Genomic DNA, 22,193 nt, shown 5'->3' on the forward strand with positions numbered 1-22,193 from the left:
TATAATGACATCAAATTAAGCAAACAGATGTCCATATGTTAGAATTTGATGCGAAAAATATGCTAGAAGCAACAATCATTGGAGATGTTGTGGTAGGTAAGATACAGGTGATTAGCGGCGGTGAAGTAATATTTGATGGTGGTTTAACAGTTGACCATAAGGTGGTTCATCAAGAAAAAGATTTGATGGCTGTTGTTGTGCCACATGGGGCGAGTCTTAGGTTTACAGGTCATGTTACTTGCGGGGAATATATAGGAGGGAGTTCTGATACTACTCCTGTAAAGGCAAAATAACAAATCTTTATCAATTTATGAAAAATATTTTAAACAAAATTTACGACAACGCTGCAAAAGCTTTGGATGGTGTTCTATTTGATGGAATGACCATTATGGCTGGAGGTTTTGGCTTATGTGGTATACCGGAAAATTTAATTGCAGTTATTAGAGACTCTGGAGTGAAAAACCTTACTGTTATCAGTAACAACTGTGGTGTAGATGATTTTGGTATAGGGTTATGGCTCAAGAATCATCAAATGAAAAAACTTATTGGAAGTTATGTAGGGGAAAACGAAACGGTTGAGCATAAGTTACAGACTAATGATTTTGAGTTGCAAGTCGTACCTCAAGGCACTTTAGCAGAAGCTATAAGAGCTGGTGGAGCTGGAATTCCTGCATTTTTTACTAAAACTGGTGTTGGAACGATTGTTGCGCAAGGAAAAGAAACAAGAGATTTTGACGGCGTAACGTATTTGATGGAAAAAGCACTACGTGCAGATTTGGCTATCATTAAAGGTCATAAAGCAGATCAATACGGTAACGTTATATACAATAAAACTGCAAGAAACTTTAATCCAATTATGGCTACTGCAGCTGATTTAGTCGTATGTGAGGTAGAAGAGATCATGGAAAAGCCTCTTGATCCAGATTATATTCATACCCCTGGAATTTATATCCATCGGTTGATCCAAGGGGTAAATTACGAAAAACGTATTGAAGGTAAACAATAAAAAAGGAACATTATATGGCTTGGACTACAGATCAAATGTGCAAAATAGTTGCACTCACAGAGTTTAAACATGGACTATATGTAAATCTTGGAATTGGCATGCCAACTAAGACTGCTAAATTTATTCCAGATGGGATATATGTTACATTGCAGAGTGAAAATGGAATGCTTGGCATGGGACCGAATCCAGAACCTGGGAAAGAAGACCCTGATTTAATTAACGCAGGTAAAAAACCTATTACTGCTTTACCTGGTGCTAGTTATTTTGATAACGCAACTTCTTTTAGCATGATTAGAGGTGAGCATATTGATTTAACAATACTTGGAGGTTTAGAAGTATCACAAACTGGAGATCTTGCTAACTGGACAATTCCTGGAAAAATGATGAAAGGAATGGGCGGAGCTATGGATTTAGTCTCAAGAGTTGTGCGCGTTGTTGTGCTGATGACCCATACATCTAAAGATGGAGCTCCTAAGTTACTGAAAAAATGTGATTTACCTCTTACGGGAGTTGGAGTGGTTGATAGGATTGTAACAGATTTAGGTATATTTGATATTAAACCGGAGAAAAATCCAACATTATACCTTGTGGCAAAACCTCAAGATGTTAGCGTAGAGGAAATAGAGAAAAAGACAAATGCATTTTTTAACTTTACAGAAGATAAGGAGTTGGCCAAAATAGTAGCTTCTGTATAAAAATTAGCACATATCTTATTTAATATATTGCTAGGACAGAGTCTAACATAAAATTATAAATACAAAGGTTATAATTAGGAAAAAAATTATAGCCTTTTTATGCAAGAAAAACCAAACCAAGTTGCAACTATCGATCTATGGAAGTTGCATAACGACATCAAATTAAGAAAATTTTCAGAAATAACAAAAGTAAAATTTCAAGATACTGAGCAAGAAGTAAAATTTGAAGACGTAGAGTTTAGGGGATTAAGCAACTTGCCTTCAATGGCTTATATTCCTTCTTTAGCTAATTTAAGTGATTTACAAAGAGAACTAGATAAAGCTTTAAACAATAAAGATATAAAAGCAATCAAAGGGATGCAAAAAAAGTTCGAGGAACTACGCCAAACGTGTTTTGATGACCTATGTACTTGGGGTAAGTCTGCTTTTATTGAAGATGAGTATAAGATCTTAGAAGAATCAAAAAAAGACACTTGGAATAAAAGAATAAAGGATTATAAAGAGCTAATACCCAAAGTGCGGTTACAAAACCGAGCTAATTCTGCTTTTAACGAAAATTTAATTGTACCAGCGATGGATTTGTCGCATCAGTATTTTCAAATATTAGAACAGTTAGATAAGGCGCCTGATAAAATTACACAACTATCACAACAAATCAAAAATTTCAGAAGCCTTTATGACTCAGAAGTAAAAAATCTAAAAAAGAACCAAGAAAAACAAACTATGTTAGATCTAGGTCGGAATGGATTCGTTGTAAGAAATAATGGCGAATACGAAAGATTTAGTGGTAATCCGTTTGGTGAGAATTCTAAAGAAAAATTATTCACAAATAATTTAAAAAAATATGGTTTATCAGAAGCCCAAATTGATTTTATTGTATATCACGGTAATCAATCAGGTTTTACGGGTACAGCAACTAGTATAATGCGTCGAGCAAAACCTTGTGCTGGTTTAGTGATTGATATACAGACAGAGCCTTCGGGACAGCGCAAGATATTATTAAAATCCCTTTCTTATAATACAATTGGGCTAGATGATAATGGAAATCCCGCAAAAGGTATGGATATATCTAGCGTTGATCTTTTGGGCAAAGCTCAGTTATTAGTTGATATATCTTCACTAGGAGGCAAAGAGGCCAAATACGATCCAGGAACACACAAAGGAATAAAAATGGAGTTAACTAGTGATTTTTTTAGTAATGAAAAAGCTAAATGGGTCGATCTTAAGTATTGCGGTGTGTCTTCCCATTTATTAACTAGTGAAGATCCTCAAAAGTTTCAAAAAAGTTATGAAGATATTGGAGAAGGTTACATAAAAAGTATGACCAATGACGAAATGCTTAATGATGTATTTCCTGATGCTGCTAGCAATCCCAAATTGCAAGAACAATATATCAAGGCTAAGCTTTTTAACCTTGAGGGAACTTTTAATAAAGAATTTTATGAACGCGTTCAACTAGATAAAAGTGTTCAACCAGAAACTTTAAATCAAGCTGTAGCTGATAGCGTTGTAAGTCACGTTTCAAAAATGATATCATCAAAATTAGATGAAGAAAAAGATTATAAAAAAATTGGACAAGATGTTTATAAATCCCTAGGTACACTTGTGCCATCAAGCTCAAAAGAGATAGTAGAAAAGACAATCTCTGATTTGGTTCTTGATGTTGCGAAGAATAAAAATCATAAGCTGAAATTACATCAAAAGGTTAAGATATGGTGGAATAATGTTGTCGATCTTTTGACTCAAAGTAAAGATAAAAGATTAGGTCAATACGTTTTGTCCAAAAAGGCAGATGATAAAAAGCCTGTACTTAAATCCTCTAAGTCTAAATCTAATTCTGGACAAAGCTTCACATCCATACTTTAAGGTATACCTATAAATTTATGCGTTTGGACGCTTAGGATATAGCCAAATTTTTGAGCTAATTTAATAGCATGCTGAGTATTTTGTTTATTAAGCTCGGCATCATACTCATCCATAGGCTGAACGTATGTGGGAATATTATAACCGCTCTGTCCTACATCGGGCACATCTTTATAAGCTTCAAACTTAGTAGAAATCAGAAATTTTAGAGCATTTATGCGTCTCAGCATATCTTCTCTTAGCTTATAATACTTGCCATTAGGGGCCTTAGGTGAGCATACTATATGAACTTTTTCAGGAAGGTTTCTGAATATTGTGCCATTAGTTTCAATCTGAACTTTTAAGTTGTTATCTAAGAGTAATTGGCAAAATTTTTCAATAGGCTGGCGCATTGGCTCTCCTCCAGTAATAACAACTAGTTTTGTTTGAAAGGACAAAATCTTTTCTAATATTTTATCTATCGGTATTTGCGTAAAACTTTCAAACTCAGTGTCGCAAAATTTACAGGCTAAATTACATCCTCCAAGACGCATAAATACTGCTGCGTGGCCAACAAATGGCCCTTCTCCTTGAATTGTTAAGAATATATCTTGCACAAAAAGCTCATCTCCCGAGCCTTTTTCAAGACCTCTGATAGGGTTATTACCGAACATAAAAATCCTTGATTAAAAGATCTACAAATATCTTACGGGAATTTTTTTGCATTTTCTTTAAGTTATTACTCATCTCTTCAAGTTTATTTTTGTCTAAGCGTAGAATTTGATCTGATAATTGATCAGCATTATTGGTTTGTTCAAAGCATATACAAGCTCCCTTATTTTGCATACTGACTGCGTTAAAAAATTGATGATTTTGAGCAGCTGTTGGAAGTGGAATTAGAATTGCTGGTTTTGCTGCGGCAACTAGCTCGGCAATAGTTGAAGCACCAGATCTTGCAATAACTAAGTCACAATTTGCATATAGTTCTTCCATATTTTGGAAAAATGTTGATATTTGAAATTCAAAATTAGGATATGCTTGTTGTAAAGCAGCATATTGCTCTGATACCTTATTATAATCAATTACTTGCTGGGTTATTTTAATTTTTTGCGTTGGTACGAGTAATTTTATAGCCTCTGGCAATAGCTCATCAAATTTTTGCGCCCCCTGGCTTCCTGCAATTACTAGGATCCTCAGATGATCACTGGCTGTAGCTGTGGTGGTCGCAATAGTTTTGCGTATTGGGTTGCCTACAACAAATACTTTATCCAAGTGCTTTTTATCGATTTGTGTATCTTCAAAATTAACTGCGATAATTTTTGCGGAGCCTGCAAATAGTTTGGTGACTTTTCCTGGAACGCTATTTTGTTCGTGCAATACTAGCGGCACGCGGAGTATCTTAGCAGCAATTAAAGGTGGCAGGCTCGTATATCCACCAAATCCAACTACGCATTTTGCTTTATAAACTAACTTGAGGCTTTGCAAGGTTGCAACAAGAACTCTGAAAGCAACACAAAACTTACTCCATAAACCAGATCTAAGTGATCCAATATGGAAAATTTTAACAGGTATTTTTAAGTCTTGTGGTAGATATTTTTCACATCTTCTATCTGTTATCAGCGATACATTTATTCCTTGATCACGTAATTCTTGTGCAAGGCTCATTGCTGGAAAAAGATGTCCGCCTGTACCTCCTCCAACTATAACGATATCTGACATTCTACGAGAATTTATAAGTATATAATTTTGGCCCTCTTCGAGTAAAACTTAAGATTACTCCCATAGAAATTGCCATAGCAAGTATTGATGATCCTCCATAACTAATGAACGGGAGAGTCATACCTTTTGTTGGTATTAAGTTCAGCGTCACAGACATGTTAATCATAGCTTGCAAAACGAACTGAGTGACCAAACCTAATCCGGAAAGCATGATGTAATAGTCGTTCTTTCTTGAAATTAATAGTAATGAGCGCACAGCAATTATACAAAAAATAAGAGAAATTGTAATACAAGCTATAACGCCGAATTCTTCTCCTGCAACTGCAAAGATAAAATCAGTATGTGAATCTGGAAGAGAGTATTTTACAATACCTTCAGCGGGCCCTAGTCCAAATATGCCCCCCTTTTCATATGCGAGTAGTGATTTAGTGATTTGATAATTATTTGAAATATCTGAGCCTAAAAAGGTATTAATTCTACTAGCAACATGGGGCAAAAAGTTATATGCAAGTAAAAGACCGCAGCTGCTAAATAGCATTAACAGGGCGATAATTGCAATTGGCATACCGGCTATAAAAAGCTGCACTAGGTAGCTGGCAGAAATTAGTATTAATGTTCCGATATCAGGCTGCGTGATTAAAAATAAAGCAATGATCAGATAAAAGATGCTCGTTACTCTTACGCTAGGAAAGCTTTCTTGCTCAAATTTTACGGATAAAATCCAGCCGGTGAGTATAAAGAAAAAAGGTTTAGTAAATTCCGATGGCTGGATAGATATCCCTAAAAGATTTATCCACCTCTTTGCGCCCTTAATCTCATAGCCAAAAAACTTGACTGCTAAAAGTAAGATAATGCTCATACAAAATCCTAATATTGCAAAGCGCCTTATAGTTATGGGGGAAGCCATTGAGATAAAGATGATTACCGCGGCAGCAAGCGATAAATATATTCCTTGACGGATAATAAAGAAACTTTTATCAATTCCAATCCTGCCTGCAATAGCTGGACTTGCAGCAGTTACTAAAATCATCCCAAAGCAAAAAAGCAGAGCCAGTGACCATAAAATGACCTGGTCAACGCTTTGCCACCAGTTGCTTAAAAAATAATTTAGTTTATAAAAAATTCTGCGCAAGGTTATTTAATATGAAGAAAGTTTTGGTTAGCAAAATCCCAATTAATTAGCTCTCTCATGAACAGATCCAAGTAATCAACTCTTCTATGACGATAATCTATGTAGTAAGCATGTTCCCAGACATCACAGGTAAAAATTGGGCGAATATTTTGTGCAATGGGAGTATGCGCGTTTGAAGTTTTTGTCAGTTTTAATTTTCCCTTTTCTTTAATAAGCCAAACCCAGCCGCTGCCAAATTGAGATGTCCCAGCCTTTTTAAACTCTGCCATGAAGTTATCTAGGCTGCCAAAATCTTCATTAATTTGCTCTATCAATTCATTATTTGGAGGAGTGCCATCCGATTTTTTCATGGAGTGCCAGAAAAAACTGTGGTTCCAAATTTGTGCAGCATTATTAAATATGCCATCTAATTTTTCCTCAAGCGAAGTTACAATAATCTCTTCCAGTGACTTTTGCTTTAGATCATGGTTTTCAAGCAAAGTATTTAAATTATTGACATAAGCTGCATGATGCTTTTTGTGATGATATTCCAAAGTCTCAGCACTTAAGTATGGCTCTAGTGCTTTTTGATCATACGGTAAGTCTGGTAAAATAAAAGGATAAACAGTTTGATTTGCTTGTTTAGAGAATGCCATAATATTTTTGATACAAAATTAGTATTACAGTTTAGTATATAACAGATGAAAAAAGAATTAAAGTTCGCATCACAGTATCTTAAAGATTTAATTTCAATCCTTGGATCTACCAACGCTCGTATTGTTGGAGGGTGCGTTCGGGATGCGTTGTTAGGTATTAAGACAGATGATTTTGATATTGCAACTAGACTTGTCCCAGATGAGGTAACTAGATTACTTGAGGCAAAGAGTATTAATGTGATTCCTACAGGTCTCAAACATGGTACCGTAACGGCTATTATGGGAGGTGAGAAATTTGAGATCACAACTTTACGTCAAGACTTAAAATGTGATGGTAGGCATGCAAAAGTTGCTTTTACAGATGATTTTAAAGAGGATGCTTCAAGACGTGATTTTACAATAAATGCTTTAAGTTATGATGTTTTTACTCATGAAGTTTTTGATTATTTTGAAGGTTTAAAGCACTTATCACAAAGGAAAGTTGTATTTATTGGAGAGGCGCATAAGCGTATTGAGGAAGATCATTTGAGGATATTAAGGTTTTTTAGATTTAGTGCATATTATGCTAAAGATTTTGATTCTGAAGGGCTTAAAGCGTGTAATGCTTTAGCAGATAGATTAAAAGAGATTTCGCGTGAGAGGATTAATATGGAGTTTGATAAAATTCTTTTAGCATCAAACAACGTCAAAACTCTTTACGCAATGCAAGATGTGTTGCCAAGCATTTTTGAGCCACTAGATATCGGGACTTTAGAAAAAATTCTAGATTTATCTAAAAAATTCGAAACTCCACTTACTCTAAACGAAATATACAGTCTTTTATTCTGGGATCATAATTTATCGAAGCTAAAATTTGATAATGCTCGCAAAAAGCAAATACGTAAATTTGCAGAGTTTGTATCTAACATCGCTAACGCAAACTTGCGTGCAATATGGATTAATTCTAACTACCCTTGTACTTTATACATACTGTTTGCAAACCTGGATGGAGTGATAAATAATGATCAAACACAAGAATTTTTAGAGCTTATTAGAAAACCTAAACCAACATTTCCAGTTAATGGAGGGGATTTGCTTAATTTAGGCTACTCTGGTAAAAATGTTGGAGATGTGTTAGATTATTTAAGGGCTATATGGGTCAACCATAATTTTCAGATATCAAAAAAAGATCTAATAAAATGTATAAAGCAGTAGTATCTATAATTTTATTGTTTAACGTAAATGCAGCCATGGCACAGTTTCGTATAGCTGCAAGTAATACGCCCATTGCAAGTATTGTAAGCTTAATTGTTAAAGATAAGGCTCAAGTAACAAGTATTTGTAATGTAAATAATGGGTGCGCACATCATTACTCTGTTAAACCAAACCAAGTTTCAGAAGTTCAAAATGCAGACATATTAGTATACATTAATGATAGCTTTGAGACCTTTATGCCAAAGCTCTTATCAAGCGGTAAAAAACAAATGATTTTGAGATTGAGTGATATAGAGTTAGTGAGTGTGCAAGATAATTGGCATGTCTGGCTTTCCATTGAAAACATCAGGCGTATTGCTGGTTACGTGCTACTAAACCTGATTAAGTTTGATTCGGCTAATACAGATTTTTATTCACAAAACTATCAAGACGTTCTAAAGATGTTGGATGGTATGGAAAAATCTACACAAAATTTAAAAAACTTAAAAGATGTAGTATTGCTTGATGATAGCTTAGAGCATTTTTTTAGCAACTTTACCACTGATATCAAAAGATTCTATAGTGCTGCTGAGCATATGAAGCCTCAGGAGCTAGAAAATTTGAAAGAATTAATTAAAACTCGTCATCCAAAGTGTATTTTTATGAGCTCTAAGCAAGATGCAAGTAAGCTGAGCGAGTATCTTAAAAATCAAACCCGCGTTGTTAGTTTAGATACTGAATCATGGGAAACGCAGCCTCCTTATGATAAGGTTTTAGAGCAAAAAATGATTAATATGATTAACGCTGCTGCTAGTTGTCTATAGATGTTAACAGTTTTTGATACGATATTTCCTATCTTTGTCATAATGATGATAGGTAAGCTGACTAAAACTTATTGGCTCAGTGCTGAAGAATTTTGGCGAGGAATGGAAAGTATGTCGTACTTTTTGCTTTTTCCATGCGCTCTTTTTAACTATATCGTCTCAGCAGATCTAAGCTCTTCTGACATCCTGCATGTTATATATGTTTTAATGATGGCAACGACTTTGCTGGTAACGGGGCTTGCTATATATCAAAAACAATATGCTATAGAAGGAGCGGCTTTTACTTCGATAATGCAGGGAAGTATAAGGTATAATAACTACATTTTCTTCGGGGTCACAAGTACCTTATTCCAAAACAAAGGGCTTGCTATTGCTTCAGTTATCGCTCTTTACATGATAGTGTTTACCAATATTATCTCAATTTTAACCTGCAATGTTTGTTTAGATAGAAAAAAAATTCAGGAAGACTATTTATCCAACATGGCTTCACTTATTAAAAAGTTGACGCTTAATCCTATGATTTTTAGCAGCATTTTAGCCTTAATTTGCAATAAATTTGAGGTAAAGATTGATAAAACAATGCAAAGCATTTTAGATAGTCTTGCAAGTGCAGCTTTGACTATGGGTATTATCACTGTTGGTTCAGGTTTGAGGTTTCACGTAGCAGATTTCGATAAGTTAAAGCTTATTTTTGTAACAAGCGTCAATAAGCTTTTGATATTTCCGATACTGACAATTTTATTATTATCATTTTATAGGATTGATGGTCTGCCAAAATTGGTAGGTCTTATTTACAGCGGTGTTCCTTGCGCAACAACATCTTATATTCTAGCAAAGCAGCTTGGAGGAGATGCGGAACTTATGGCTTCGATCATTACTTTTACCACGGTGCTATCCGTGTTGACATTATCTTTTTTAATCTATTTTTTTCGCTAATTCTTAAAACATATGACACAGGATTTAAAAACTCGTGCTCTTTTTTATCATCAACATAAAACTCCAGGCAAGATAGGAATCAGTCCTACAAAACCTTTAGTGACACAAGAAGACTTAGCGCTTGCTTATTCTCCTGGAGTAGCTGAGCCTGTTAAGGAAATTTATAAAGATGTAAACAATATATATAAATACACAGCTCGTGGTAATATGGTGGCTGTTATTTCCAATGGAACTGCAATCTTAGGTTTGGGTAATCTGGGAGCTGCTGCTGCAAAACCTGTAATGGAAGGCAAAGCAGTATTGTTTAAGAGGTTTGCTGACGTTGATGCAATAGATTTAGAGGTTGATACAAGTGATCCTGATGAGTTTATTTCTGCAGTTAAGCATCTAGGATATAGCTTTGGTGGGATTAATTTAGAAGATATAAAAGCGCCAGAATGCTTTTATATAGAAGACGCTTTGCGCAAGGCTTTAGATATACCCGTATTCCATGATGACCAACATGGAACTGCAATTATCGTATTGGCGGGTCTTATTAATGCGGCACTTATTGCGGGCAAAGAGCTGAAAAATTTAAAGATAATAGTAAATGGTGCAGGAGCTGCTGCGATAGCTTGCCTAGATTTGCTAACATCATTTGAAGTGAATAAAGATAATGTTGTTTTATGTGATACATTGGGGGTAGTGCATAAGGGAAGAAGCAAGGGGATGAATCAGTGGAAGGAAAGGTATGCAACTAATCTAAGTGCGCGCAGTTTAGAAGAGGCTATAAAAGGAGCTGATGTGTTTCTTGGATTATCGGTCAAAGGTGCTCTATCCCCTGAAATGGTGGAAAAAATGGCACCAAATCCTATTATTTTTGCTCTTGCAAACCCTGATCCAGAAATAACTCCAGATCAGGCTCATAGCGTTAGAAATGATGCGATAGTTGCAACTGGTAGGTCTGACTATCCAAATCAGGTTAACAACCTTATGGGTTTTCCTTATATCTTTAGAGGAGCCCTAGATGTGCGTGCAAGAGAGATTAATATCGAGATGAAAATTGCGGCAGCACTTACTCTTGCCAAAATGGCACGTGAAATTGTACCAACTCAGGTTTCAAAAGCAATGAAGGGAAAAAAAATGGTATTTGGTCCTGAATATATTATTCCATCGCCTTTTGATCCTCGATTAATTATTGATCTGCCAATGGCTGTGGCTAAAGCTGCAATAGAGACCAAGGTAGCTGGTATCACAGATTTAGATCTTGCGAAATATAAAAGAGATCTAGCAAGCCGCCTTAATCCATCTGCTAACTATCTTAATACTGTACTTTCCAAAATCTCTAAGAATAAACGAATAATCTTAGCAGATGGTGAGGACATTGAAACTATTAAGGCGGCATTCAAAATTAGAGATAGATTGGGATGTACTCCTATTATTGTCGGTAGAACGAAAATACTACAACCTCTCTTGAATGAAGTTGGTAAGAATAATATAGGCGGTATTGAGCTGACAAATGCTGTGCTAAGCAAAGATACAGAGCAATATATCTTATTCTTATATGAGAAGCTGCAAAGACTTGGTTACACCAAGCAAGACTGTGCAAATCTAGTTAAAAATGATAAAAATATTTTCTCTGCTTGCATGCTTGCATTTGGAGGGGCGGATAGTTTGATTATGGGCAATACAAGGGATTATGATGAATGCTTTGCGCTGTTGAGTAAGATTGTTGGCACAAGTTCTAATATTCCGATTTTTGAGTATTATAATATCTTAGATTCAGATAATACTTTGATGGTAGTTGATCCATCTCCAACGTGGTCAGAGGCTTCAGCTAATGATATTTCTCAAATAGTCCTAAAGTCTGCAAAAATTATGCGAAACTTAGGTCTAGTTCCAAGCGTTGCTTTAATTTCCTATCAGAATTTTGCAGATTGCAAATATAACGCAAGAACCCAGGAGGTCTTAAGTATTTTAGACTCTATGAAGGTTGATTTTGAGTATGATGGAAATATGACGCCTGATGTTGCATTAAACCCATCGTTAATGAAACTATATCCATTCTGTAAGTTCTCTAATCCTGCAAATATACTCATAATGCCAAACTCTGAGGTGTCAGCAATTTCGCTCAAAATGTTATCTCAGTTGCTTGGAACTAAGACGCATGTTATGGGTCCAATACTTAGTGGCTTTAAGAAGAATATTCAATTACACCATTTTACCGCAAGTGAAATTTTTGACATGGCTGTTATATCCTTAATGGAGTAAGGTCATTGTGGACATAAGATAAAAATTTATTATCACTCAGCATTATCATCTGCAATGTCTTCGTTTTGACCAACAATTGGTGTTTCAGATGATCTTGGGCTCAGTAATCCATGTTCTATCATCTCTGCAACAAGATCGTAGTACGGAGGAATCATTGTAGGACCTTGATTTAGAATTATCGTATCTTGCCTAACTAGACCAGTTTGAGGCATGAGGGATAAATAATAATTTAGCGTCTCATCAGTGATATGTTCTATTTGGTCATCGACATTTTCTTCAGTAACTAATGGCTCAGCCATTGATTCTAGTAACAAACTTTCTAATAGTTTTGGAGAAATATTATCTTTTGGAGAGGTAATTTCTGCTTCGTGATCCCGATCTATTGCATCTTCTTTTTCAAGCTCAGGAATAATTATCGTATGATTAAAGATTTTATTATAGTCATTCATATAAGTACCTATCAAGAGTTAATAATAGAGGTACAGTGTAATTATCGCGCATATTTCTAACATATATAAGTAAAAAGCTTCTAAAATTAAAAAAAGATCATGATTGTTTCTTTTAAGATACTTGAATTTCTATTTTTTTATATATATGTAATAAAATATAAAAGGTTATGATAAAGATATAGTAAAGTTGGTTAATAATTTAGAATCTTAGCATGGATTGTAATAAACGAATAATAGTAGATATAATGATAGTAATCAAAAAGGCATTTAAGTAATGATTTTGAATAGTGCTCACAGAGCTTACATGGCATTAGCTTTACAAGAAGCGCAAAAAGCCATCAAAAAAGGCGAAGTGCCAGTAGGAGCTGTTATAGTTAATGATCAAGGAATAGTTGCAAAAGCTCATAATAACGTTGAAACTAAAAAGAATGCCTGTTATCACGCTGAGATTTTAGCGATAAATTCTGCTTGTAAGGCACTAAACTCAAAATTTCTAGATGAATGCATGCTATATGTTACGCTAGAGCCTTGTTGTATGTGCATACAAGCAATATACACTTCTCGCATAAAGAAACTATTCTTTGGAGCATCTATAACTCCTTATACTAAAGGTCTCATCGACAATTCTCCTAAAATGCTAGAAGTGTATGAAGGGTTATTAGAAAAAGAATCCCAAATGCTACTAACTAGCTTTTTTACTTCTCTTAGAAATAAAAAGACTACTTTATAAATAAGGTTACACTTAGAATTAAAAATTAATTTTAAGTGTAAAGTAATTGTTCAAGCCAGCATTTACTAATATAATTTAGTAAAGAAGAACTTACTTTATTATGAAAACTAATCTTCATGAAATAAAAGACAGAATCTTGGCAAAAACTCTTGAAAAAGTGATAGGGGAGCATTCTCACAAAAAAATTATCCAGATTAACTCAGAAATCTTAAATGCATACCAAAAAGAGCTGGGAAAGATAGAAAAGCTTTTTCATAATATAGAAAAAGACATAAACTTCAGAGAAGAAGGTAAGACGCCTTTATATACAGCAATAAAAGAGGGCTATGGAGAACTAGCGAATTACTTAATAAATAATGGCGCTGATGCAAATAATATAAATGAAGAAAACCAAACAGCCTTAGATGCAATCGAGGCCTGGTGCAAGGCGAGTCTTGGTGATCCAGCCTTTCCAGAAGTAGATTGGAACGGTCCCGAGATGGATACTATAGGCGAAAACCCAGACTATCCAATTACAACAGATTATTAATTTAAAAAAGCTATCTTTTTATATTTATTTCATGTATGATAAGTTTAAGTAACTTAAATGGATAATAATATGAAAATCGAAGACATGGAAAGATATTTTACAACGTTAGGTCCTGATCAGGATTTATTAAGACTCGCTAGTTATGATAAACCTGAATTAATTAAAGAACTAGTTGAAAATAGAAGCGCCGATGTAAATGCTAAGAGTAAGCCTAGCGAAACGACTCCTCTTCATGAAACAATTATCGGAGAAGAAGAATTCGGAAAAACATCTGTGGAAATTATGAAGTACTTAATAAGCAAAGGTGCTGACATTAATGCTCTAAACTCTAAAGGACAAACCCCTTTAGATTTAGCTGCAGAAAAGTTTGGATTTCTCTGCATGGGAGAGCTTTTGCTACACAAGGCAGAGCCAAACACGCGCGATATAGCACTACTTAAGACTATTGCTTCTCAAAATTATGGAGGAGGTAAAAATGTTATAGCTCAAATTCAAAACATAGATACTTTAAGAAATAAAGTTTTAGAATTAGAAGAAAATGATAAAAAATATGATCTTTTGGATAAGTTGGCTTCTCAAGAAACGAGATTAACTCAAAAGCTACCAGAGTATCTTTCTAAAAAAATTCAGGAAGGTTATGAAAACAAACAACAAAATCTACAATACCTCTCACATGTCTCTGAAATGCTAGCGAAAGGTATAGAATCTCTAAAAAATTTACCTTCAGAAGAAATAGATAAAGCTTCACCAGAAGAAAAGCAAGATTTTGAAGAACGTTTAGATTTAATGCAAAAATACTTAGAAGCCTACTCGGAATCTATTCGTATTTTAAAGGCAGAAAAAATAACAACAGAAGCAATAAATGATCTTACTGATGTAACTGGAGATTTGTCTCACGAGGGTGTTGAAAAGCTAACCATAGGAGGAACCGATACAGAAGAGGCTTAAAATTATCTCATTATGATTTGATTCTTAGGCCATATTCTTTATCTAAAGATTTAACGCTATAGATCCAAACAAGGCAAACTATTATAAATAAACTCATCAAAAGATGCACAATACTAGAATGTTTTGCGCTTGGGTATATAGTAAACATTGCGCACTGCAGAATAGCTCCTATTGATTTGCCAATCTTAGCTCCCACAATATCTACGGCAGCTTTACCTTTAGTTTTCATTTCATCATCAAGTGGTATGTATACCATTTCTTTAGAAGCATCAAAAAATGAATATTTAGTCCCCTTTCCTAGAACATTTTGCGCACCTCCCATGAAAACTATCAGGAATTGAGGAGAGATTAAACTTAAAGAATGAGCTAATACGGTTAATTGACCTTCAAACATGCAAAAGATGAAAAACGCAACACCGACGCACATAATTATAAAAGGGGTTGTAACAGCCCCCCAGAACCAACCATAATACCTGATAACTGCGCTACCGATAAAAGAGCAAAGTACAGTTGCAACACCCGTCCACATAAGAACTGTGCCTTGATATTTGATAAAACCTTCTGTAGTTCCATAATATTCTCTGGCTTTTTCGAACCATAATCCTTCTAAAAGATTTACAGAAGTTGAATAGCTAATCAAAAGTATGCAGATAAGCCATAGATACCTGGACTTAAGTATTACTTTAAGGCTTTCTATTAAACCTAATTTAGGAGCTTTAACCTTAGGCTTTTTATCAGTCAATTCCATTTTCTTAATAACCCTTGCCTCTATGAAATAATGTAAATAAAAGCAAAGGATACTAAAGAAAATGACTAATAGTACCAAAGATTGAACCATAATTTCTGTAGAATTAGAGGCATTTGAAACATATCCTATGAAATTTGTAAGTATATGGTTTTTTGAGGAAAAATATACTATTAAACTTCCTGAGAGCAAAAGATTAGATTGACCAAACAATGAAAAAAAAGAGTAAAATCTTTTTGCTTCTTCTGTATTAGTAATTTTATTTGCAAGTTGCCAAAATAGTAGAGAGAAAATTACTATAGGCCATAATTCACCTACAATATAGAAAGCAACGCATGTCCACTGCCCCCATATTTTTATAAACCATTTAAAATTGCTATATTGGGATATATAGTGTTCCACCACTAAAGGATCTGGCTGAAAAAAGTCTCTAAGGGGGTAAAGGACGTAGGCAAATAAGGCAAGAAAACTAACAAAACCTAGCAAAATAACTCTGAAAGCACTTTCCGTAGACATTCTATTGCATAAAGCTGAATAAAGTAGCACCATTAAAACCCCGGCCGGCATTTCAAACCATAACTTAATGAAGCTAATTACTTGAGGTGAAATATGGGTCATCACCAAACTATCTTTAAGTCCTCTTAATATATTATAACTAAGGAGTATAAAAAACATCAGTAGACACATAGGCACAAATTTGACTAGTTCGCTACGATGTATGGGCCAAATGATTTCTCTAAAGTTAATGTTCTTTAGTCTGCTTCTTATGCTGAGGCAGCTCTTGTTTGTTTCCATTGGTTGCGGTTGCTCAAAGATTAATAGATTACATTATAGCAAAAATATAACACTTAAGCTATTGATAAAGTTTGAAATTAAGAGATTCCAGTGTAGTTAAAGTAGTAAATAATATGCTTTGATTTTGAGGACAAGGTATATAAAATCTATTTATATTTAAAGAATAATATGCTAACAAAAATTATAAAATCCTGGATTAAGGAAAATTTTATTATATCAGTATTGATTATACTATCCTTTGTTCTTGGAATTTTTACTTATTCTATTATTACTAAAGAAGCCTTCTTGCATACTCCTGATCCCAATATGGTGATTACGGTTATAATGCTTGATTTGATAGTACTTCTTGCTCTTGTGATTTTGCTTGGTCGCAAGATGATAGCTCATCGCTATGATGTTGGGGTCAAGGGCGGTTTGTATAAAAAAATTAGCTGGATGTGTTTTATAGCTGGCTTTGTTCCAACTGTATTGGTTGCGATTTTCTCAATTTATTTCTTTAATTTTGGTATTCAATCTTGGTTTGATAAAAGGATTACAAATGTACTTGATCAGTCTTTATATGTAGCGCAAGGTTATATTCAAGACCAAAACCTCAGGATGAAGCAAATCGCATCGTCAATGGCTGATGATTTTAGTACGCTTTACTACAAAATTACAGAAAAACCTGAGCTTTTTCAGGAAGTTTTAGATGCGCATTCAGATTTATATACTTTAAATGAAGCAATAGTATTCAAACGCACAACGCGCAATATTATTGCACAAAGTCTCTTATCATTTGCTTTCACCCTAATGAACATACCAGACAGTGATTTAGAGAAAGCTGCAAATGGTGAAATTGTAAAATTAGAAGGCGGTAAAAATAAAATTCAATACCTAGTGCGTTTACCTGCTTATGAGGATGCATATCTTCTTGTCGGGCGTATGATTGACCAAGACATATTAAATTATATCGATAAAACGCATGGAGCCCTTGCAAATTATAACAATCTTAAAGATGGGATTTATCATTTACAAATAAGGTTCTCCATTATATTTATTCTAGTAGCTACGCTTTTATTGATGGCATCGTTCTATTCAGGGCTGCTTCTAGCTGATCAATTCGTCAAACCAATTAACGAGCTTGTAGATGCTACTGATAAGGTGAAAAAGGGGGATCTTAGCGTACAAGTTGATGAAAAAGAGGGTAGCACGGAGATTGATATTTTAGTTTCAGCTTTTAACATGATGGTTAAAAGGATAGATTATCAACAGAAAGATCTTTTACTTGCCCAAAGAGCACTTGCTTGGTCTGAAGTTGCAAGAAGAGTAGCTCATGAAATTAAGAATCCACTAACTTCAATCTTTCTGTCGGTAGATAGGCTGTCTAAGAGATTTACAAATCAGGTTGATGATAAGGAGGGATTTTCTAAGTATATAGAAAATATTTTGCGTTTTTCAGGTAATATAAATACCATTTTGAGTGAGTTTGTCAATTTTGCACGTTTACCAGAGCCCGTATTTAAAAATTTTGACCTTATCTCTTTTATTAAAGGCCTGATTGAATCAAGACAAATCATTAGTGAGGATGTGTATTACGAGTTTAATACAGATATTGCGCAGCTGCCGTTTTATGGTGATCCGGATCAATTAAATCAGGTTTTTATCAATTTATTTAAGAACTCAGAAGAGTCTATACGAGAAAATAAAAAGCAAGCAAAATGGATTAAGGTTAAATTATATAAAGAAGACGGGTTACTTGTGTGCTCTGTAGAAGATAGTGGTGTAGGTTTTTCAGCTGATCTAATCGTTAAGGTTACGGAAGCGTACTTTACAACACGTGTTAAAGGTACAGGTTTAGGACTTGCGATTGTGAAAAAAATTATACAGGACCATCAAGGAAGTATTATTATTGATAATAATGAGCATGGTGGGGGGAAGGTAGTAATAACATTTGAATTAACAAAATTAAATGAAAGCAAATCAGTTTGATCAATTTGGACATAATTGGTGGAATACGCAAGATGGTGAATTTAAGCTACTGCATGCAATTAATCCATTAAGAATGCAATTTATATTAGAGTCAATTTATTCACATTTTGGAGTTAATTCCACAGCAGGTTTAAAAGTTTTAGATGTTGGTTGTGGTGGAGGATTGGTTAGTATTCCTATGGCAAGGCTTGGCGCAGATATTACGGGTATTGATGCAAGCTTTCAAGCAATAGATAAAGCATCATTTAAGGCTGCCAATGAAAATTTATCAAATACGAATTACATTTGCACTTCGTTTGAAGAATTTGAAACATCAGAAAAATTTGATGTCGTGCTATGTATGGATGCCGCTGAGCATGTCGATAGTTTAACAAATTTGATAAGCATGATAGTAAAGTGCTTAAAACCAAATGGGTTAGTAATTATCTCGAGTATTAACAAGACTCTTAAATCTTTAATCCAAGCAATAATTATGGCTGAATATGTCCTGAGATTATTGCCAAGAGGTACCCATGAATACCAAAAATTAGTGCGCCCATATGACCTTGAATTAGAGTTTAACAAGTATGAATTTGGTATTAAGCAAATGAAAGGTATCAAGTACTCTTTGCTTTCTAGATCATGGGAATTGTCTAAAGATACAGATGTAAATTATATGGTCTCTATTTCTTCCATGCACTTATCTGGTCTGGCAATTGTAAGCGAAGGCGAATCTTAAAATACTATGTTACATCAAATGTATCAAGATAATCTGACTTTTTAATTGATAAGATTGGGTCATTTTTGTCTGCTGCAATGTCGTATATTGCTTCTTTTTGGTTTTTGACATAAGCCCAAGCTTTATCTCCATAACTATAATGCCACCATTCAAAGCCATAATTAACAAATCCTGCTTTTATTGCTGCTTCTAATAAAATTAAACGATTCTTTCTTTGGGCTTGAGTAGTATCGGTAGAAAATGTTTCTTGATGGTGATTTGGTCCAAAGATAGTATCGAACTTTCCCATATCAAGAAGACCATTTTTGAAAGAAAACAAAGTCATATCTATCGCAGCCCCTGTAGCATGAGTAGGTGTATTACCATCAAAAGGTGGAAGAACGCTTTTGCTTGTCTCTTCATAAGCAAGCTCCTTATCTTTGATAGTTTCCAATGTCTCACGCATCTTATCATCAAAGTATTGTTTCTGTTTATATATGGGTCTGAATCCTTCAAAGTAAGCAATTCCTAATTCTACTGGTAAAAATTCTAGCATTTTCAATAGTTTGTCAGCTACAGTTTTCCTGATCAGCGAAAATTCTTTATAGGTGTTGTTATATTGACTGCTAAATTTTGATAAGGGTACTAAGCGCTTATTATTCATGTCGATTATATCGATCATTTCTTCGTCATTTTCTTTGATTGGTATTCTTTTTATATCATTATGTGCAATTGGAAGGTACAAAGTATTATCGCAAATCAAATTGTCTACTTCTGGGTTTTGCCATGCTTTAGGAGCGTTTTTAGTAAGAGTGTCAGTTGTCATAAAATAACCTTTTCTCAAAATTTAGCTTATCCTAAAAAAAATAGCAAGTTTTAAAAATTTAGTTTCTCAAGAAGTATCATATAAAGCTTTTGATATTTAAACTTATATGCATTAAAATAAAATTAACTTATTTTAAAGAATTTATTGGATCATGAATTTAGATTTGCTGATTTTTTTAACTTTTTTAGTCCTCAGCCTCATACTAGGAATAATGAGTAGTAGAAAAGTTACCAATATTTCAGAATATGCTATTGGTGGTAGAAATTTTTCTACACCTATAATGATAGCAACTATCATTGCTACTTGGGTTGATGGTGCTTTTTTCTCATACGGCTTAGTGGAGACCTATAGACAAGGCATTTATTTTATAATTCCAGCTATAGCGGATTGTTTAGGAATGATGTTGATCGGTTGGCTACTTGCTCCTCGTATGGGTGAATTTCTAGGTAAATTCTCTATAGTTGAAACTATGGGGCAAATGTTCGGTTCAAAGGTTAGGATAATAACTGTTATATTTGCTTTAATTAGGTGTATAGGTTCTTTAGGAGTGCAGTTTAAGGTTGCATCAAAAGTTTTAGAGACTATTTTTGATACCTCTGGTGAATATGCTACAGTTTTAAGTGCCGTTATAGTAATAATTTATTCTACTATAGGAGGCATAAGAGCTGTTACATTTACTGATGTTATACAGTTTTTTACATTTGGTTGTCTAATACCAGCAATCGGTATAATACTTTGGCAAATATTAGGATCAAACAACACTTCTATTATATATCATACTTTATCTACATCTCCTCTTTTTGATTATTCAGCTGCTTTTAACTTACATAATCCTAAATCTTATCATATGTTTGTGATGTTTGTGCTTTTGTTGTGTCCACAATTTGAACCAACAGCTTTTCAAAGGATATCTATGGGACGAAATATAAATCAGGTAGTTAAGTCTTTTAGAATCGCGGGGATCATTTGTCTTATAATGCAATGTATTGTAATTGGAATTGGTATATTAATTTTGACTATTAACCCTAATATCAACCCAGATAATCTGATTCAATATATAATTAATAGTTACACTTATGCTGGTTTCAAAGGCCTGGTTGCTGTAGGTATTATGGCAATGATAATGTCTAGTGCTGATTCGTTAATTAACTCTCTATCTATTATTTTTGCCCATGATTTATGTCGGCCATTAGGTTTTAAATGGGCTAGAAATGAGCTTTTAGTTGCAAGAGTTACAGCTGTTGTAGCTGGCCTTATAGGAATATTTTTAGCTCTTCAATTTGATAGAGTATTAAGCCTTGTTCTTTCTTTTACTACTCTTTATATACCAATAGTTAGCTTACCTTTTATATTGGTAGTACTAGGATTTAGAAGTTCAGGTAATTCAGTACTTGCTGGAACGTTTGGATCACTTTTGGTCATAGTTATTTGCAGGATGTTTTTAGGAAAAACACCTATACAAACTTTTTTGCCAAGTTTAATAGCAAATCTTATTTGTTTATTTGCTTATCATTACTTTATGAAACAACCTGGAGGATGGAATGGGGGTAATTCTAATTCTGGAAGTAGTTCCAAAATTTCTAAGACGAAACAATTTATTACTTCAATTAAAAATTTTCATTTTACAAAATTTATGGAAAAAAATAGTCCAAGTAATCAAGCAATATATTGTTATACGGGAATTTTTTGCTTTTTATCTTTCGGTTTGAACATAATAACTATCAAGTATAACTTAGAAATATTTTCTAACTTCATACATTCTTCCACTTTCTGGGTTTTGTTTATTGCTACATCTTTATTTATTTATCCTTTGTGGTCTTGTTATCTGAAAAATCGTAAGATTATTTTGTCTTTGATTTGGAATATCTCCGTACTTTATAGTTTAGTGTTTGTTGGTTTTATGTTTGCAGTAGCTAGTAATTTTGCCTCTGTTCAAGTTATGATCTTAGTATTTAACTTAATAGCTATTGTACTATTAGTAAGGTGGCAATGGGCTTTAGTATTAATTTTGTTTGGAGTTTTTGGGGCATGGAAATTTACAAATGTTTATTTTCTCCAGCTAACTTATGCTGATGGTATATCTTGGAAATTACAAGTTATATATACTTTAGTCTTGGTTGGTAGTTTGCTTTTAATCTTTTTAAAATCTAAGCAGAAAGATATAAATTATAGACAAAAATCCATACCAGAAACTTTAAGTCCCTTGACTAAAAGACCAGAGATACAAAAATACCGTAAGAAGTTAGACGCTGCTACCATAGCGCACATGTTTTTCGACTTCTATAAATAACATA

General features: G+C 34.0%; 21 protein-coding genes. 14 read left to right on the top strand and 7 right to left on the bottom strand.

What is annotated here, in order from left to right; translation table 11 throughout:
- Positions 1-35 precede the first annotated feature (35 nt).
- From phytr_RS04670 to phytr_RS04685, 4 genes are all read left to right on the top strand, one after another.
- Positions 36-293 carry a hypothetical protein gene (locus tag phytr_RS04670; protein WP_106874716.1) on the top strand — a complete coding sequence of 86 codons (258 nt, stop codon included), beginning with the start codon at positions 36-38 and terminating at the stop codon, positions 291-293.
- An 86-nt stretch (positions 294-379) separates the two neighbouring features.
- Complete coding sequence (locus phytr_RS04675) at positions 380-1,006, top strand: CoA transferase subunit A (RefSeq protein ID WP_234352506.1); 627 nt, start codon at positions 380-382, stop codon at positions 1,004-1,006.
- A gap of 14 nt (positions 1,007-1,020) precedes the next feature.
- On the top strand, positions 1,021-1,701 hold the full coding sequence (locus phytr_RS04680; protein WP_106874717.1) for a 3-oxoacid CoA-transferase subunit B: 681 nt from the start codon (positions 1,021-1,023) through the stop codon (positions 1,699-1,701).
- A 99-nt stretch (positions 1,702-1,800) separates the two neighbouring features.
- Positions 1,801-3,567, top strand: coding sequence for a hypothetical protein (locus phytr_RS04685; protein ID WP_106874718.1), 1,767 nt, complete (start codon positions 1,801-1,803; stop codon positions 3,565-3,567).
- Here the strand turns inward: phytr_RS04685 and phytr_RS04690 are convergent.
- Genes phytr_RS04690 through phytr_RS04705 form a run of 4 tightly spaced genes read right to left on the bottom strand, consistent with a single transcriptional unit; the run spans position 3,564 to position 7,029 of the window.
- Positions 3,564-4,217, bottom strand: coding sequence for a 7-carboxy-7-deazaguanine synthase QueE (locus phytr_RS04690; protein ID WP_106874719.1), 654 nt, complete (start codon positions 4,215-4,217; stop codon positions 3,564-3,566). The two genes, phytr_RS04685 and phytr_RS04690, sit on opposite strands and share 4 nt — an antisense overlap.
- On the bottom strand, positions 4,207-5,262 hold the full coding sequence (gene murG, locus phytr_RS04695; protein WP_106874720.1) for an undecaprenyldiphospho-muramoylpentapeptide beta-N-acetylglucosaminyltransferase: 1,056 nt from the start codon (positions 5,260-5,262) through the stop codon (positions 4,207-4,209). The genes phytr_RS04690 and murG overlap by 11 nt, the downstream gene beginning before the upstream one ends.
- A 1-nt stretch (position 5,263) precedes the next feature.
- On the bottom strand, positions 5,264-6,385 hold the full coding sequence (locus phytr_RS04700) for an FtsW/RodA/SpoVE family cell cycle protein (RefSeq protein ID WP_106875044.1): 1,122 nt from the start codon (positions 6,383-6,385) through the stop codon (positions 5,264-5,266).
- An 11-nt stretch (positions 6,386-6,396) separates the two neighbouring features.
- Complete coding sequence (locus phytr_RS04705; protein WP_106874721.1) at positions 6,397-7,029, bottom strand: superoxide dismutase; 633 nt, start codon at positions 7,027-7,029, stop codon at positions 6,397-6,399.
- Between the two features lie 45 nt (positions 7,030-7,074).
- Between phytr_RS04705 and phytr_RS04710 the strand changes: the two genes are divergently transcribed.
- Genes phytr_RS04710 through phytr_RS04725 form a run of 4 tightly spaced genes read left to right on the top strand, consistent with a single transcriptional unit; the run spans position 7,075 to position 12,212 of the window.
- The gene (locus phytr_RS04710; RefSeq protein WP_106874722.1) at positions 7,075-8,223 is read left to right on the top strand and encodes a CCA tRNA nucleotidyltransferase; all 1,149 of its coding nucleotides are present in this window, start codon (positions 7,075-7,077) and stop codon (positions 8,221-8,223) included.
- Positions 8,208-9,026, top strand: coding sequence for a metal ABC transporter substrate-binding protein (locus phytr_RS04715; protein ID WP_106874723.1), 819 nt, complete (start codon positions 8,208-8,210; stop codon positions 9,024-9,026). Before phytr_RS04710 ends, phytr_RS04715 begins: the two co-directional genes overlap by 16 nt.
- Positions 9,027-9,962, top strand: coding sequence for an AEC family transporter (locus phytr_RS04720; RefSeq protein WP_106874724.1), 936 nt, complete (start codon positions 9,027-9,029; stop codon positions 9,960-9,962).
- Between the two features lie 12 nt (positions 9,963-9,974).
- Complete coding sequence (locus phytr_RS04725) at positions 9,975-12,212, top strand: NADP-dependent malic enzyme (RefSeq protein ID WP_106874725.1); 2,238 nt, start codon at positions 9,975-9,977, stop codon at positions 12,210-12,212.
- Between the two features lie 32 nt (positions 12,213-12,244).
- On the opposite strand, the gene phytr_RS04730 is transcribed toward phytr_RS04725, so the two are convergent.
- Entirely contained in the window at positions 12,245-12,661 is a 417-nt protein-coding gene (locus tag phytr_RS04730; protein WP_106874726.1) for a hypothetical protein, read from the bottom strand.
- A gap of 274 nt (positions 12,662-12,935) precedes the next feature.
- Between phytr_RS04730 and phytr_RS04735 the strand changes: the two genes are divergently transcribed.
- From phytr_RS04735 to phytr_RS04745, 3 genes are all read left to right on the top strand, one after another.
- A complete protein-coding gene (locus phytr_RS04735) occupies positions 12,936-13,391 on the top strand; it encodes a nucleoside deaminase (protein ID WP_106874727.1) in 456 nt (151 codons plus the stop codon).
- A 100-nt stretch (positions 13,392-13,491) separates the two neighbouring features.
- The gene (locus tag phytr_RS04740; protein ID WP_106874728.1) at positions 13,492-13,920 is read left to right on the top strand and encodes an ankyrin repeat domain-containing protein; all 429 of its coding nucleotides are present in this window, start codon (positions 13,492-13,494) and stop codon (positions 13,918-13,920) included.
- A 69-nt stretch (positions 13,921-13,989) separates the two neighbouring features.
- Positions 13,990-14,868: an ankyrin repeat domain-containing protein gene (locus tag phytr_RS04745; protein ID WP_158706867.1), complete on the top strand. Its 879-nt coding sequence runs from the start codon at positions 13,990-13,992 to the stop codon at positions 14,866-14,868.
- A gap of 10 nt (positions 14,869-14,878) precedes the next feature.
- Here the strand turns inward: phytr_RS04745 and phytr_RS04750 are convergent, their stop codons facing one another.
- The gene (locus phytr_RS04750; RefSeq protein ID WP_106874730.1) at positions 14,879-16,408 is read right to left on the bottom strand and encodes an Npt1/Npt2 family nucleotide transporter; all 1,530 of its coding nucleotides are present in this window, start codon (positions 16,406-16,408) and stop codon (positions 14,879-14,881) included.
- A gap of 168 nt (positions 16,409-16,576) precedes the next feature.
- On the opposite strand from phytr_RS04750, the gene phytr_RS04755 reads away from it, so the two are divergent.
- The gene (locus tag phytr_RS04755; protein ID WP_106874731.1) at positions 16,577-18,376 is read left to right on the top strand and encodes a sensor histidine kinase NtrY-like; all 1,800 of its coding nucleotides are present in this window, start codon (positions 16,577-16,579) and stop codon (positions 18,374-18,376) included.
- On the top strand, positions 18,357-19,094 hold the full coding sequence (gene ubiG / locus phytr_RS04760; protein ID WP_106874732.1) for a bifunctional 2-polyprenyl-6-hydroxyphenol methylase/3-demethylubiquinol 3-O-methyltransferase UbiG: 738 nt from the start codon (positions 18,357-18,359) through the stop codon (positions 19,092-19,094). The genes phytr_RS04755 and ubiG overlap by 20 nt, the downstream gene beginning before the upstream one ends.
- A gap of 4 nt (positions 19,095-19,098) precedes the next feature.
- Here ubiG and phytr_RS04765 read toward each other — a convergent pair whose 3' ends face one another.
- Entirely contained in the window at positions 19,099-19,899 is an 801-nt protein-coding gene (locus phytr_RS04765; protein WP_106874733.1) for a M15 family metallopeptidase, read from the bottom strand.
- A gap of 211 nt (positions 19,900-20,110) precedes the next feature.
- On the opposite strand from phytr_RS04765, the gene phytr_RS04770 reads away from it, so the two are divergent.
- The gene (locus phytr_RS04770) at positions 20,111-22,189 is read left to right on the top strand and encodes a sodium:solute symporter family protein (protein ID WP_158706868.1); all 2,079 of its coding nucleotides are present in this window, start codon (positions 20,111-20,113) and stop codon (positions 22,187-22,189) included.
- The last annotated feature ends 4 nt before the right edge of the window (positions 22,190-22,193 follow it).

The organism is Candidatus Phycorickettsia trachydisci (genome assembly GCF_003015145.1).
Lineage (GTDB): Bacteria > Pseudomonadota > Alphaproteobacteria > Rickettsiales > Rickettsiaceae > Phycorickettsia > Phycorickettsia trachydisci.